Below are 13901 nucleotides of genomic sequence, written 5' to 3'. Positions count from 1 at the left end.
CCGGCGGGCTGAACCGGATCACTGATCGACGCAGGTCACCGCCTCGTCGAGACCGGCCCGGGCGGTGCGGTGGCTGTTCGCCGGATGGTTCTCGTCGGGGTGCCGAACGAGATGCCGAGCAGGATCTTCCGGTCGCCGGGGATCGTGACGTGCGGGGCGGCGAAGAAGCGGAAGTTCTCGAACGCCTGCCGCGCGGACGCTTCCCGGCCTCCTCGTTCGACGCCGACCGCCTGGTACAGCTGCCAGCCGGCGGTCCCGGTACCCGCCGCGATATTCGGCGGGCGGGGCGAAGTCGAACTTCGCCGGGTGGTCGTGCGCCCACTCGGTCATCGTGGAACGGAAGCGTTCGGTGGCCGCGCCGCTGGGGACGATGACTTGCCAGGGCGGCGTGGTGCACCACGACGCCGTTCGCTGGGAGAGCGTCAGCAGCCGCTCGACGACCGGTTCCGGCACCTGCCGATCCTGGCAGGCGCGGCAGCTCCACCGCGCGGCGAGCAGGTTGGCGGCTCAGTTCCGCAGCCAGTACGCCACCGCCTCCGCCCGGTTCGCCGCGCCGAGCTTGCGCAGGATGTGCGTGATGTGCGTCTTCACGGTCCCCTCGGAGATCGAGAGTTTCCGCGCGATCGCCCGGTTCGCGTCGCCGCGCGCCATCAGGTCGATCACCTCCGCTTCGCGGGCGGACAGCAGCGGATGGCGCGGCGGGCCCGGCTCCGGCGGGGGAGCGATGCGCACGTCGGCGGCCAGCCGGGTCATTCCCTCCCGCAGCGAGGCCAGTCCTTCGAGGACGGACACCCGGGCCAGCGTCTCGCTCACGCCTTCCGCGTAAAGGTTCAGCACTGCGCGGTCGGTGGCGTCGACTTCCCGGCGGGGCGAGTAATAGCTGTCCGCGTGCAGTAGCCCGACGACCTTTCCGTAGGCCCGCAACGGCGCGATGGCGTACGAGGTGCAGCCGGACATCGAAACCAGCTGCCGGTTCACGCGCGGGTTCTCCTGCACGTCGTAGACGAGACCGGCACGGGCCTGCCGCACGACATCGGATTCGACCAGTGAGCCGTCCAGCCGTGGCGGGGCTTCGCGGCCGGCGGCGAGCATTTCCGCGGCCAGCCGGGGGTCCTGTTCGATCACCATTTTCCGCAGTACCCAGGTCGCGTCGTCCACTGTGGAAACCAAGACCCGGTCGAACCCGATCGTGCAGGCCTCTTCGGCGGCGCGCGAGAGCACTTCGTCGGCGGTCGACGAGGTGTGCAGGCGGGTCAGCGCCCGGCGGACGCGGCGCATCGTCGCTACCCCGTCGGCGACCTTGGCATCGTCCACCCGGGACTCCAGCTCCCGGACCCGGCTCAACAGGGCGGTCAGCCCCGGCAGCCGGTCTGGCGCCGGAGCCGTGCCCAGCTCGGCCATGGCGGCGTCCCAGACCTGGCCGAGCAGCCGTTTCGCGGGCAGCACCTCGGCGCAGCGGCCGACCGGCAGCGCGCGGTCGAGGAGAGCGCACGCGTCCAGCCCCAGTTCGCGGACCTCTTCGGCGAGTTCGGCGCCGAGGCGGACGCTGTCGAGCCGCGGAAAGCCCGTCGCGTTCATGGCAGCTCCCTTGCCGACATTTCGCACATTATATATCCGCACCGGCACCGGGGCCAGCCGGGCGATCGGCCGAACGGGGTAGCGGAATACGACCGGCGACAGATGCGGAGCCGGGGTGACGGCCGACACACTGGCCGCGCTGTCCCACCCATCGAACCGGGAATCCCATGACTACCGCATCAGTGGCAACGAAGCCACGCGTGCCGCTCCGGGCACGCCTCGGCGGCTTCGACCAGACCTACCTGGTCCTCGTCATCACCGTGCTGCTCGCTCTCGCCGCAGGCGCCACGACGACGAATTTCCTCACCGCAGGCAATTTCGGCAGCATCCTGAACCTGTCCGCCGCGTTCGGCATCCTCGCGATCGGCGAGGCGATCGTCATCCTCGGCAAGGGGCTGGACCTTTCGGTGGCGGGGATCGGGCTCGGCTGCGCGCAGGCGACGCTCGCGTTCCTCGGCGAAGGCATGCCGGAATGGCAGGCGATCGCGCTGATGACCGCGCTCGCGCTGGCGATCGGGCTCGTCAACGGCGTCCTCGTCGCCGTCTTCGAGGTGCCTGCCCTGTTCACGACCCTGGCGACCGGCATGCTGGCGATCGGCGGGATCGACATCCTGTTCCTCAGCCAGAACGTCTACAGCGTGCCGGCCGGGTCGCTCCTGTCGCACCTCAGCGGCGGGTCCGTGCTCGGCGTGCCGCGCCCGGTGCTGATCGCGGCGGGTGCGTTCCTGCTCGCCTGGCTGTTCGCCGCCTTCACCTCGCCCGGCCGGCTGATCCGCGCGATGGGCGACAACTTCGAGACCGCCCGGTCGACCGGCGCGCCGGTGCGGCCGCTGCAGATCCTCACCTACGTGCTGTCCGCGCTGCTCGCCGCGCTGGCCGGTTTCGTGACGGTGTCGATCCAGGGCAGCGTGCAGACGACGGTGACGTCCTTCGACCCGATCCTGTTCACCGCGCTGACCGTGGTGGTGATCGGCGGCGTCTCGCTGTCCGGCGGGCGCGGCACGATCCTGGGCGTCCTCGCCGGGGCGCTGTTCGTGGGCGTGCTCAACAACCTGCTGGTGCTGCACGGACTGAGCACGGCCGTGCAGGACCTGATCCGCGGCGCGGTGCTGGCCGCCGCGATCGCGTTCGACGCGTGGCTGCATCCGCGCAACGAGGAAACCGAGAAATCCGGCGAACTGTGACCGGCGACGACGCCGGGGAACGGAAGTAGGAAGCACATGAAGACCACCAGGAAGCTGTTCGTGCTCGCCGCGTCGGCGGCGCTGGGCGCCGCGGGCCTGTCCGCCTGTTCGGTCGGCGGCGGGTCGTCGGATTCGGCGGCCGCCGCGGCGAACGCGGTGTTCGGCGCGAACGAGCAGCTGATGCCGATGCGGCAGAAGTCGCACGACGCGATGAAGGGCAAGCGGATCGCCTTCGTCCCGATTCTCTACAAGGGCTACAAGCTCACCGAGAACTGGGGCACCACCATGCAGCGCACGTTCGGCAACCTCGGGGCCGAGTTCAAGGTCTACGACTCGAACTTCAGCAGCGACCGGATGATCAGCACGATCAACGACCTCATCGCGCGCAAGGCCGCCGACGTGCTCGTGCTGCAGAACCAGGACCTCGGCCTGCTCGACAACGCGATCGACCGGGCGCAGAAGGCGGGCATCTACACCGTGGTGCTCAACATGCCCTCCACCCGGCTCGGCGACGCGTTCGTCGGCGTCGACGTCTACGGTGCGGCGCAGTCGATCGCCAAGCGCGCGGTCTCGGACTGCAACTCCCGCAACGCCCCCAAGACCATCTCCGTCATCGACGGCCCCGGCAACGACCCGGCCTCGATCCTGTGGGACCAGGGCATCAAGGACGTCGTGGAGAAGGAGGGCTACCAGACGCTTGTCGCGCACTCGCAGTTCCAGAACGCCCAGGCGCAGGCCGCCGCGGAATCGGTGCTGCAGCAGCAACAGGGCAAGGTGTGCGGCTTCCTGGTCACCTTCGACCTGAACTCGATCACCGTCGGGCAAACCGTCAAGGCGGCGGAAGGCCGTGGCCAGGTCGCCCCGGGTTCGGTCGGCGTCTACACGCTCGACGCGGACGCGGACTGGTGCAACGCCCTCAAGCAAGGCACGGTGACCGCCTCGGCCGCCTATGACGTCCAGGGCATCGGTGCCGCCGGTGCGGTGGCGGTGCAGAACCTGCTCACCAACGGGGCGAAGCCGGGCGCCGCGCATTCGGTCGGATACGTGTCGAGCACGGTGGTCGACAAGGCGAACATCGACCAGACCACCATCGCGTGCTACCAGAGCAAGTGAGCGGGGACCGATGATCACGTCTCCGCTGCGGCGCGGGCTGGACGCGTTCGGCATGACCGGCGGCCGGCCCTCGGAAAGAATCGCCCGCTACCGCACCGTCTCGGAGCTGTTCGAGAAACGGTGGATGGAAGGCGCGGTGCCGCTGGTCCTGGCGCTCGCGCTGTGCGTTTACGTGCTCGCCACGACCAACGTCGGGGCGGCCAACGCGCCGCTCGTGCTGGACGAGGTGTCCGAGTACGGCCTGCTCGCGATCGGCCTGACCGTCGTGCTCGTCGGCGGCGGCATCGACCTCTCGGTCGGCTCGGTCGTCGGGTTCTGCGGGCTGGGCGCGATGGTCGCCGACCGGGTGTGGCTGTGGCCGACCGCCCTGGTCGTCCCGGCCGCGATCGCCGCCGGCGCGGTGCTCGGGGCGATCAACGGGTTCCTCATCGCGATCCTGCGGATGCGCCCGTTCATCACCACCCTGGTCACGCTGATCGCTTTCGGCGGCGCGGCTTCGGTGCTGCAGAACGCGAACAGCACGCAGATCGGCGTGACGAAACCGTCGCTCGTCTGGGATTTCCTCAGCGAGGGCCGCGTGCTCGGGATCCCGACCGCGTGGTTCCTCTTCGCGGTGGTGCTGCTCGTGGTCCACCTCGCGCTCACCCGGTCCCGGTGGGGCTGGTGGGTCACCGCGACCGGTTCGGACCGGAGGTCCGCGCGGCGCAACGGCATCCCGGTCACCGCCGTGACGTTCTGGACCTACGTCCTGTCCGGCGCGCTCGCCGGCACCGCCGCGATCCTCACGTCGGCACGGCTGGCCCGGACCGACCCGAACGTCGGCAACAGCTGGGAGATCATCGCGCTGACCGCGGTGGTGCTCGGCGGCGTCAGCATCAAGGGCGGACGCGGTTCGGTGCTCCGCGCGGCCGTCGGCGTCGCGGTGGTGACGATCATCGAGCAGGCGACCGTTTCGGACGGGGCGCAGGGCTCGTACTACACCGTCATCCTCGCCGCGGTGCTGCTCGTGTTCACCGTGCTGGACCTCAAATGGGGCAAGTACCGGCAGCGCGCGGTGGAGAAGCTGAAGATCGACCCGGCGCGGTTGCGGCTCGGTCCGCTGATCGACGTCACGAAGCCGGGCACGGTCTGGTCGCTCAACCGCCGGCTGACCGGCGCGCCTCCGGTCGGACTCGGCAAGATCCGCGGCGCGGAGGACTGCGCGGTGGACGCCGAGGGGAACGTCTACTGCGGCGACCAGCGCGGCTGGGTGTGGCGGTTCCGCGGCCTGGACGACTCCGAGGGCGAGATCTTCTCGCGCACCGGCGGATTCCCGTGCGGCCACGCGTGGGACGCGCAAGGACGGCTGGTGGTCGCGGTCGGCGGCATGGGCATCTACCGGATCGGCGCCGACGGCGAACCCGAACTGGTCGCGAACAAGGTCAAGCGCAGCCCGCTGTCGCTGATCGACGACTCGGGACTGCGGGCGATCGACGACCTCGACATCGCGCCGGACGGCTCGATCTACGCCTCGGACTTCTCGACCCGCACGAACACCGCCGACTTCCTGCTGGAGCTGGTGGAATTCCGCCCGAACGGCCGGGTGATCCGGGTGACGCCCGACGGAAAGACCGAAGTCGTGGTGTCGAACTACGTGTTCCCGAACGGCATCTGCACCGCGCACGACGGCGAATCGATCCTGATCGCCAGCACCGGGCTGTGCCGCGTCGACCGGCTCTGGATCGCCGGGCGGAAGAAGGGACAGCTGGAACCGGTGCTGGAAAACCTGCCCGGCTATCCGGACAACATCAACCGGTCCTCCGACGGCAACTACTGGATGCCGTTGTGCGCCATGCGGACCCCGATGTCCGACCTGCTCGGCCGCTACCCGGCGGTGCGGCGGCGGATGACCCGCGAGGCGGCGGTCGACAACTGGGTGGTGCCGCAGCTCAACACCTCCTGCGCGATCAAGTTCAGCGACCGCGGCGAGATCCTCGCCGTGCTGTGGGACGAGACGATGGAGAACTACCCGATGGTGACCGCGGTCAAGGAACGCGACGGGCGCCTGTACCTGTGCGGCGTCAGCAACAACCGGATCGGCAGGCTCGAACTGGACCCGAGCGAGATCGGCGACATCGACCCGGCCGCCGTCCCCGGGACCGCCGTGCGCGAGGCGGCGGAGGCGGCGCGATGAGCCCGGTACTGGACACCGTGAAGGAATGGATCAACCCGAACTGGGGCCGCGCCCGCACCGTGCCCCCGATGGACACCGGGCTGCGGCCGAACCTCCGGCTGGACGCCGCGGCGGAGCTGCTGCCCGCGGGCGAGTACGAGCCGGACGACGTGGTCGTGACCGCCGCGGGACTGGTGTTCAGCAGCGGCAACGACGTCTGCACAGTCCGTGCGGACGAGGTGACGCGGCTGGCTTCGTTCGGCAGCCCGGTAACGGCGCTGACCGTGCGCGACGAACAGGTCATCGCGGCAGTCGAAGGGCGTGGCCTGGTCGCGGTGTCGCAATCCGGCGAGACCGAGGACTTGTGCACCGACGCGCCGGTCACCACCTGCGTGACGGCGCTCGCGACGGACGGGGCCGCGCTGCTGGCGACTGTCGGTTCGACGAAGGTCGCGGAGTGGCCCCGGGCGCTCGTCACCGGCGACCGGTCCGGGTTGCTCGTGCGAGTCGACGGTGCGCGGGCGGAAGTGGTCGCGGAGCGCCTTGCGTGGCCGTCGGGCGTCGGCGTCGCCGGAGACGAGGTGCTGCTGTCGCTGAGCTTGGACCACCGAGTGGAAGCACGGTCTGCCCTGGGCAAGAGCGGCCGGGTGCTGAGCGCGAACCTTCCCGTCTACCCGGGGCGAGTGCACGTCGCCGGGGAGGGCTGGTGGTTCGCCGCGCCTTACGTCCGCAACCGGGTCACCGAACTGCTGCTGGACGAACCCGCGCTGCTGGCCGAGATGACGGAGACGATCAGCCCGGAGGAATGGTTCGTGCCGCGGCTGCGCGCGGGCGACCCGTTCACCGACACGATGCAAATGGGGCAGTTGCGCGTGCTCGGCGTGGTCAAGAGCTGGGCCCCGGCGCGGTCGTGCGGCCTGGTGTTCCGGATGGACTCCACCGGCCGCGTGGCCGAAAGCGCGCATGCCCGGGTCGACAGCCCGCGGCACGGGGTCACCGGCGTGACCGTCCACAACGGACAACCAGTCGCCGCCGCGCGCGGCGCCCGGAACCTGCTGCGGCTGGAGGACGCATGAACACGGTGTTGCGGCTGACGAACATCAGCAAGCGCTACAGCGGGACGTACGCGCTCGACGGCGTGGACTTCGACGTGCGGCCAGGCGAAATCCACGCCCTGCTCGGAGAGAACGGCGCGGGCAAGTCCACCATGGTCAAGATCGCCTCCGGGGCCGTCGCGCACGATTCGGGCACCTTGGAGGTAGACGGGACGCCGCGCGCGTTCACGACGCCGCGCGAATCGGTCGAGGCCGGCGTGGCGATGGTCTACCAGGAGGGCTCGCTGGTCGAGTCGATGACCGTCGCGCAGAACCTGTTCATGGGCGACGAGAAGGTGTTCAACAACCTCGGCCACCTGAACGTGGCGGCGCGGGAGCTGCTGGAATCGCACAACTTCCACATCCGGCCGGACGTCCCGGCCGGCGCGCTCGGCGTCGGGCAGAAGCAGATGGTGGAGATCGCCCGTGCGGTGCACCGCAACGCGAAGCTGGTGATCCTGGACGAGCCGACGTCGTCGGTGACCCCGGAGGAGCGGCTTCAGCTGTTCCTGTCCATGCAACAGCTTAAAAAGCGCGGGATCGGCGTCATCTTCATCACGCACATGCTCGACGAGGCGTTCGAACAGGCGGACCGGATCACGGTGCTGCGCGACGGCGTCGTCCAGGGGACGCTGGACAGGCCGGAGTTCAGCCGCGACCGCGTGGTGAAGATGATGGTCGGCCGCACGGTCGAGATGGGGCGGGTGGAGCCGAACCGGGCACCCGAGCCGACGCCGACGCTGCAGGTCGAGGACGTGACGCTGCTGCCGGTCGTGCGGAACATGGCGTTTTCCGCCTACGCCGGGGAAATCGTCGGCATCTACGGTCTGGTCGGCGCGGGGCGCAGCGAGACCGCGATGATCGTCAGCGGGATCCTGAAACGGCGCCGCCTTCGTGGCGGGCGGGTGCGGCTCAACGGCGAGCCGGTGCGATTCCGCACGCCCCGGCAGGCGCGCAAAGCCGGGATCGTGTACATCACCGAGGACCGGAAGGCCTCCGGCTTCTTCAGCCATCTCACGATCGCCGACAACATCTACCTCGGGCACCTGTGCGGTGCGCGGCGGTTGCCGTTCCTCTTCCGGCCCGGTGCGCGCAAATCGGTCGCGAAACGGTTCGTCGAACAATTCCACGTCCGCACGCTGCGGCCGACGAAGGCGACCGTCGAGGAGCTGAGCGGCGGGAACCAGCAGAAGATCGTGCTGGCCAAGGGACTCACCCGGAAACCGCTCGTCGCGATCATCGACGAGCCGACCCGCGGCGTGGACCTCGGCACGATCCCCGAAATCCACGCGATGATCCGGGCGCTCGCCGACGACGGGGTCGCGGTCGTGGTCATCTCCTCGTACCTGCCGGAGATCCAGGCGCTGTCCGACCGCGTGCTCGTGGCGCGCGCGGGCAGCATCGCCGCGGAGTTCTCCCCGGAGGAAGCCGACGAGGAAAGCCTCATGTTCGCCGCGGTGCACTGACAAGGACGGAATTCTCATGCGCGGAGCGATTTTCCAAGGCGACCGGGTCCTGCAGATCCAGACCTTCGCCGATCCCGAACCCGGCCCGGACGAAGTGGTGCTGGAGATGAAAGCCTCCGGGATGTGCGGCAGCGACCTGCACTTCTACCGGGCCCCCGCCGGTCAGGCGCTGGCGGCGTTCGGGATGACCGGCGACGGCGCCGGGTTCATCGGCGGGCACGAGCCGTGCGGCGTCGTCGCGGCGGTCGGGCCTGCGGTCGACCCGCGCGCCGTGCGGGTGGGGGACCGGATGATGGTCCACCACTACGACGGCTGCGGGTTCTGCGATCTGTGCCGGACGGGCTGGCCGCAGATGTGCGAGCGCGACAACGTGATTTACGGTGCGACCGCGCACGGCGGGCACGCGGACTACCTGAAGGTGCCCGCGCGGACGCTCGTCCCGTTGCCGGACGAGCTGAGTTTCGCCGCCGGCGCCGCGATCTCGTGCGGCACCGGCACCGCGTACGGCGCGCTGACCCGGCTGGAGGTGAATGCCCGCGACACGCTGGCGGTGTTCGGCCAAGGCCCGGTCGGTCAGGCCGCGGTACAGCTCGCCGCGGCGATGGGCGCGGAGGTCGTCGCGGTGGACATCGCGCCGGAACGCGTCGCGCGGGCGAAGGAGTTCGGTGCGGCGCACGCGATCGACTCCACCGCGGCCGACCCGGTCGAAGCGATCCGGGAGCTGACCGGAGGCAAGGGCGTGACGAAGGCGGTCGACTGTTCCGGTGCTCCGCCCGCACGGGCCGCGGCGGTGAAGTCGGCGGCGAAGTGGGGCGCGGTGGCATTCGTCGGCGAAGGGTCGACGGTGACGCTCGAGGTCAGCCCGGATCTGATCCGCAAGCAGCTGACGGTGGTCGGCTCCTACACGTTCTCACCGGCGGGCCAGGCGGAGTGCGCCCGGTTCATCGCCCGGCACGGCGTCGAGGCGGACCGGGTGTTCACCGATCGCTGGCGGCTGGACGACGCGGCCGAGGCTTATGCCGCCTTCGACAAGCAGACCGGCGGCAAGGCGGTCATCGAGTTCTGAAACCGGGAAAGCGCCGACGGGTTCCTCCGGACCCGTCGGCGCTTTCGTCCGCTCAGAGCCGGAGCAGCTTGGCGAATTCGGCGACGGGCTGATCGAGGTCGCCTTCCTTGATCGCGCGCAGAAGTTCGGTCCGCCGGTCCTCGGGCAGCGCCGAGGAGAGCACGTCGTGGAACTTCGCGTCCAGATCCGCCTGCGACATCGGGTTTTCCGCGGTGCCGACCGGATTGTCCACGAACACGTGCTCGGCGGCGCCGTCCCGATAGGACACGGTCAGGTCCGCGACCCAGCGTCCGGCGTACTGCTCGTCCAGGTCGGGTCGCACCTCGATCTTCACCTTGCGGGCCAGCGCGGCGACGTCGCTGTCCTCGCTCAGATCCAGCTGCCCGGCCAGGTATGCCTGATGCGTCGAGAAGCCGTTGCCGCGGCCGAGCATCGAGAGCGCGAATTGGAAGGGGAGGCTGTACTGCAGGTGCTCGATGATCGTCGGGGCGTACGCGTGGCGGTTCTGGTTGCCGATGATGACGTCGCCGCCGGTCTGGATGCCCAGCAAGACGGACTCGACCTGGTCCGGATTCCCGGTCAGCTGCCGGGCGCCGTCGACGTACGCGTGGTTGATGCCGCAGCAGCAGTAGGGCTTGAGCCAGACGCGGGAGATTTCGAAGGTGCGGTCGAGTCCGAAATGGACTGCGGCGTCCTCGCCGACGTCCAGCCCGGCGAAGGCGCGGAAGAACCCCTTGCCGCCGGTGAGGAAGGTCGTCGGGCCGGTGATCCCGGCGGCCGCCAGTTCTGCCGCGCGGATGCCGTTCCGGGTGCCGATGCCGGAGTGCACGCGTTTGATCGACCCGCCGCCGGAGGTGTACTCGGTGGTGCCGGACGCGTGGCTGAGCGCGATCGACAGCGCGTGTCCGGTGGTCTCCGCGTCGAAACCGCGCAGCTTGGCGACCACCGCGGCGGCCCCGAAGGCGGACAGCAGGCCGTGCGGGTGGAACCCGCGGATCAGCAGGTCCGGATTCGCCAGCGTGCCGATCCGGGTGTAGACCTCGTAGCCCGCGACGACGGCGGCGAGCACGTCGCGCAGGTCGGCGCCGAGTTCTTCGCCGACGGCCAGCGCCGCCGAGACCACGCAGCTGCCCGGGTGCGCGGAGCTGGCGCGATGCGCGTCGTCGTATTCGAAGCCGTGCCCGAACGTCGCGTTGACGAACGCCGCGTCGGCCGCGCTCATCGCGTCGCCGCTCGCGACGACATGCGCGGTTCCCGGGGCGTGCGAAGCCCGCGTCACGTCGAGCACGGCTTGGCTCCACGGCAGAGCCGCGCTGCCGACCTGGAGAGCGAGCTGGTCCTGCAGCAGCCTGCGGGCCCCGGCGAGGGCCTCGGCCGGGATCGCGTCGAAGGTCAGGTCGGTCACGAGCCGGGCGGCTGCTTCTTCGACCGGGGAGAAGGTGCTCACTGTGGTTGCCTTTCAGGAGAGGGGCAGGCCGTAGGACTTGAGTTCGACGTAGGCGTCGAAGCCCTCCGGACCCGCCTCGCGGCCGATGCCGCTGTTCTTGAAGCCGCCGATCGGCGCGGTGAAGCCGACCGGGTTGCCGTTGACCTCCACGGTGCCGGTGCGGATCCGCCGGGCGACGGCCAGCGCGTGCTCGGGATCGGCGGAGAACACCGACCCGTTGAGGCCGTAGTCGGAATTGTTGGCGATGGCGACCGCCTCCTCCTCGGTGTCGAAGGTGTGGACGGTCAGGACCGGGCCGAAGATCTCCTCCTGGGCGATCTTCGCGTCCGGGTCGACGTCGGCGAAGACAGCGGGGGAGACGTACCAGCCGCGCTCGAGCCCTTCCGGCCGTCCGCCGCCGATCAGCAGCGACGCGCCGGACGCCTTGCCGTCGGCCAGATAGCCCTCGACACGGGTGCGCTGGGCCGCGCTGGCGAGCGGCCCGATCTCCGTCGCCGGGTCGAACGGGTCGCCGACCGGCATCGACCCGATGAGGTCCACCAGCCGGTCGTGGAGTTCGTCCCGGAGCGAGCGGGCGACGACGATGCGGGTCTTGTTGCTGCAGACCTGGCCGGTGTTGCGCAGCGAGACGGCGCGGACGGCGGCGATCGCGGCGTCGAGGTCGGCGTCGCCGAGCAGCACCGCCGCGGACTTCCCGCCGAGTTCGAGCGTGCACCGGCGCAGGTCCTGGCCGCACAGCGCGCCGATCCGGCGTCCGGCCGCGGTGGACCCGGTGAACGACACCTTGTCCACGCCGCGGTGCCGGACCAGGTACTCGCTGACTTCCCGGTCCGCCGGAACGATGTTGACCACCCCGCCGGGCAGCCCGATCGTGTCCAGCAGGTGGCCGAGGAGGTACGCGTCCAGCGGCGTCTCCGGGGACGGTTTGAGCACCACGGTGCACCCGGCCAGCAGCGCGGGGGCCAGTTTGATCATCGTGATCAGCAGCGGCGCGTTCCACGGCACGATCGCGGCGACCACGCCGACCGGCTCGCGCGTGACGAGCGCGTGCCCGGTCGCCGAGCGGCGGGTGTCCTGCCACGGGTAGTCCGGGGCGAGGTCGAGGAACGCGTCGAGGAGCAGCCGGGGGCCGATCGCCTGCATCTTGGTCGACAGCGTGATGGGGCAGCCCATCTCGGCGCTCACGAGCCGGGCGATCTCGGTTTCGTGTTCGGCGAGTGCGGCGCTGAGCTTGCGCAGCGCGGCGATGCGCTCGTCGAGCGGCATCCGGGGCCACGGACCGTGGTCGAACGCGTGCCGCGCGGCGGAGACGGCGGTGTCGATGTCCGCTTCGCCGCCCTCGGCGACCTGGGCGAGGACCTCTTCGGTCGAGGGGGAGACCACGTCGAAAACCCGGCCGGACGCGGGCGCCGCCCACTTGCCGTCGAGGAAGAGCTTGTCGTAGTGGCCTTGCCACAGCGGGGGTTGCGCGGGCATCAGTGCACGCTCCTTGCCGTTCCGGGGAAGTCTCCCGGAAGCATACGTAATATAAAATATCTAGACCAGGGTCTCGCTCCGGCGGGTTGACGCGCACACCGTTGAATAATATAAAATATTATCTAGACCCACCCCTGAACGAAGGCGGGCGACATGCAGCACAAGCCACTCGACGGCATCCGGATCCTGGAGATCGGGGGCTACATCTCGCTCCCGTTCGGGACCTCGATGCTGTGCGGCCTCGGCGCGGAGGTCGTCAAGGTGGAGAAGCCGGTCCTCGGCGAGGACTTCCGGCGGCGGATGAACGACGGCAGCCCGTACTTCCGCCAGTACAACGCGGGGAAGCGGAGCCTGTCGGTCGACCTCAAGACGGCCGAAGGGGCCGACCTGGTCAAGGCGCTGGTGCCGCGCTTCGACGTGCTGCTGGAGAACCTCCGCCCCGGCAAGCTCGCCGCGATGGGCCTCGGCCCGGAGGACTGCCGGGCGCTGCGCCCGGACCTGGTCTACGGCTCGGTGACCGGGTTCGGCTCCACCGGGCCGCTGGCCGACCGGCCCGCCTACGACACCATCGGGCACGCATTCGGCGGCCTCTACTCGCTGTTCAGCGACGAGGGGCGGCCGCAGCTGGCGGGCGGGTTGAGCGCGGACCTGGTCACCGGCCTGACCACGGCGGCCGGCGTGCTCGCCGCGCTCGTCGGCAGGCTGAAGACCGGACAGCCGCAGCGCATGGAAACCTCGATCATGGAAGCGGTCAGCACCTTGACCGCCGACGGGATCACCCAGGCCTTCGAACTCGGCCACGACCCCAGCCGCACGAGCCGGCATCCGCAGGCGCAGAACTTCTGCGTGCCCACTTCGACGGGGGAGTACCTCGCGGTGCACCTGTCGTCGTCGCAGAAGTTCTGGCAGTCGCTGTGCCGGGCTCTGGAGCGCACCGACCTGCTGGAGGACCCGCGGTTCGCCGAGTACCGGGCGCGCGAGGCGAACTACTTCGAGCTGGTCCCGGTCGTCGAGGCGGAGTTCGCGCGCAAGCCCAAGGAGCACTGGGAGCGCGTGCTGACCGAACACGACGTGCCGTTCGCTCCGGTGCTGTCCATGACCGGCTACCTCGACCACCCGCAAGTGCGGCATTTGGACCTCGCCGACCGCCAGCCGGACGGTCTCGCGCTGCTGCGCCCGCCGTGGACGTTCGGCGGAGAGCGCCCGGACCGCTCTCCCGTCGCGCCGAAGGTGGGCGCCGATTCCCGTGCGATCGCGAGCGAGGTGCTGGCGGCCGAAGACGTCGAAAAGCTGTTCGCGACCGGCGTCCTGTACGAATCCTGACC

The 13901-nt window shown here is 70.1% G+C and carries 11 protein-coding genes; 7 read left to right on the top strand and 4 right to left on the bottom strand.

Annotated features, from left to right (window positions below):
* Nucleotides 1-18: 18 nt before the first annotated feature.
* Nucleotides 19-453 (bottom strand): hypothetical protein, encoded by a 435-nt coding sequence (locus tag F9C12_RS04725; protein WP_409464904.1) that lies wholly within the window; start codon nt 451-453, stop codon nt 19-21.
* Between the two features lie 54 nt (nt 454-507).
* Nucleotides 508-1578: a LuxR C-terminal-related transcriptional regulator gene (locus F9C12_RS04720; protein ID WP_409464903.1), complete on the bottom strand. Its 1071-nt coding sequence runs from the start codon at nt 1576-1578 to the stop codon at nt 508-510.
* Nucleotides 1579-1778: 200 nt separating this feature from the next.
* On the opposite strand from F9C12_RS04720, the gene F9C12_RS04715 reads away from it, so the two are divergent.
* Genes F9C12_RS04715 through F9C12_RS04690 form a run of 6 tightly spaced genes read left to right on the top strand, consistent with a single transcriptional unit; the run spans nt 1779 to nt 9653 of the window.
* The gene (locus tag F9C12_RS04715) at nt 1779-2762 is read left to right on the top strand and encodes an ABC transporter permease (protein ID WP_409464902.1); all 984 of its coding nucleotides are present in this window, start codon (nt 1779-1781) and stop codon (nt 2760-2762) included.
* A 36-nt stretch (nt 2763-2798) separates the two neighbouring features.
* A complete protein-coding gene (locus F9C12_RS04710) occupies nt 2799-3875 on the top strand; it encodes a sugar ABC transporter substrate-binding protein (protein WP_409464901.1) in 1077 nt (358 codons plus the stop codon).
* A gap of 10 nt (nt 3876-3885) precedes the next feature.
* Nucleotides 3886-6048 (top strand): ABC transporter permease, encoded by a 2163-nt coding sequence (locus F9C12_RS04705; RefSeq protein ID WP_409464900.1) that lies wholly within the window; start codon nt 3886-3888, stop codon nt 6046-6048.
* Nucleotides 6045-7103: a hypothetical protein gene (locus tag F9C12_RS04700; protein ID WP_409464899.1), complete on the top strand. Its 1059-nt coding sequence runs from the start codon at nt 6045-6047 to the stop codon at nt 7101-7103. The genes F9C12_RS04705 and F9C12_RS04700 overlap by 4 nt, the downstream gene beginning before the upstream one ends.
* Entirely contained in the window at nt 7100-8587 is a 1488-nt protein-coding gene (locus tag F9C12_RS04695) for a sugar ABC transporter ATP-binding protein (RefSeq protein ID WP_409464898.1), read from the top strand. The genes F9C12_RS04700 and F9C12_RS04695 overlap by 4 nt, the downstream gene beginning before the upstream one ends.
* A gap of 16 nt (nt 8588-8603) precedes the next feature.
* Nucleotides 8604-9653: a zinc-dependent alcohol dehydrogenase family protein gene (locus tag F9C12_RS04690; RefSeq protein ID WP_409464897.1), complete on the top strand. Its 1050-nt coding sequence runs from the start codon at nt 8604-8606 to the stop codon at nt 9651-9653.
* 52 nt (nt 9654-9705) lie between these two features.
* Here the strand turns inward: F9C12_RS04690 and F9C12_RS04685 are convergent, their stop codons facing one another.
* Nucleotides 9706-11100 carry an MmgE/PrpD family protein gene (locus F9C12_RS04685; RefSeq protein WP_409464896.1) on the bottom strand — a complete coding sequence of 465 codons (1395 nt, stop codon included), beginning with the start codon at nt 11098-11100 and terminating at the stop codon, nt 9706-9708.
* 12 nt (nt 11101-11112) lie between these two features.
* The gene (locus tag F9C12_RS04680) at nt 11113-12576 is read right to left on the bottom strand and encodes an aldehyde dehydrogenase (RefSeq protein WP_409464895.1); all 1464 of its coding nucleotides are present in this window, start codon (nt 12574-12576) and stop codon (nt 11113-11115) included.
* A 153-nt stretch (nt 12577-12729) separates the two neighbouring features.
* Between F9C12_RS04680 and F9C12_RS04675 the strand changes: the two genes are divergently transcribed.
* Nucleotides 12730-13899 (top strand): CaiB/BaiF CoA transferase family protein, encoded by a 1170-nt coding sequence (locus tag F9C12_RS04675; protein ID WP_409464894.1) that lies wholly within the window; start codon nt 12730-12732, stop codon nt 13897-13899.
* Nucleotides 13900-13901 lie beyond the last annotated feature (2 nt).

It is taken from the genome of Amycolatopsis sp. GA6-003 (assembly GCF_046267895.1).
In the GTDB taxonomy this organism is placed as follows: Bacteria; Actinomycetota; Actinomycetes; order Mycobacteriales; family Pseudonocardiaceae; genus Amycolatopsis.
Note: the sequence above shows the minus strand (reverse complement) of the source record. Positions and strands in the feature narration are given on the sequence as shown.

Bases quoted from the DNA above. Each gene is read 5' to 3' on its own strand.
- F9C12_RS04720 (WP_409464903.1), bottom strand. From the start codon at position 1,578: ATGAACGCGACGGGCTTTCCGCGGCTCGACAGCGTCCGCCTCGGCGCC.
- F9C12_RS04710 (WP_409464901.1), top strand. From the start codon at position 2,799: ATGAAGACCACCAGGAAGCTGTTCGTGCTCGCCGCGTCGGCGGCGCTG.
- F9C12_RS04705 (WP_409464900.1), top strand. From the start codon at position 3,886: ATGATCACGTCTCCGCTGCGGCGCGGGCTGGACGCGTTCGGCATGACC.
- F9C12_RS04700 (WP_409464899.1), top strand. From the start codon at position 6,045: ATGAGCCCGGTACTGGACACCGTGAAGGAATGGATCAACCCGAACTGG.
- F9C12_RS04695 (WP_409464898.1), top strand. From the start codon at position 7,100: ATGAACACGGTGTTGCGGCTGACGAACATCAGCAAGCGCTACAGCGGG.
- F9C12_RS04690 (WP_409464897.1), top strand. From the start codon at position 8,604: ATGCGCGGAGCGATTTTCCAAGGCGACCGGGTCCTGCAGATCCAGACC.
- F9C12_RS04680 (WP_409464895.1), bottom strand. From the start codon at position 12,576: ATGCCCGCGCAACCCCCGCTGTGGCAAGGCCACTACGACAAGCTCTTC.
- F9C12_RS04675 (WP_409464894.1), top strand. From the start codon at position 12,730: ATGCAGCACAAGCCACTCGACGGCATCCGGATCCTGGAGATCGGGGGC.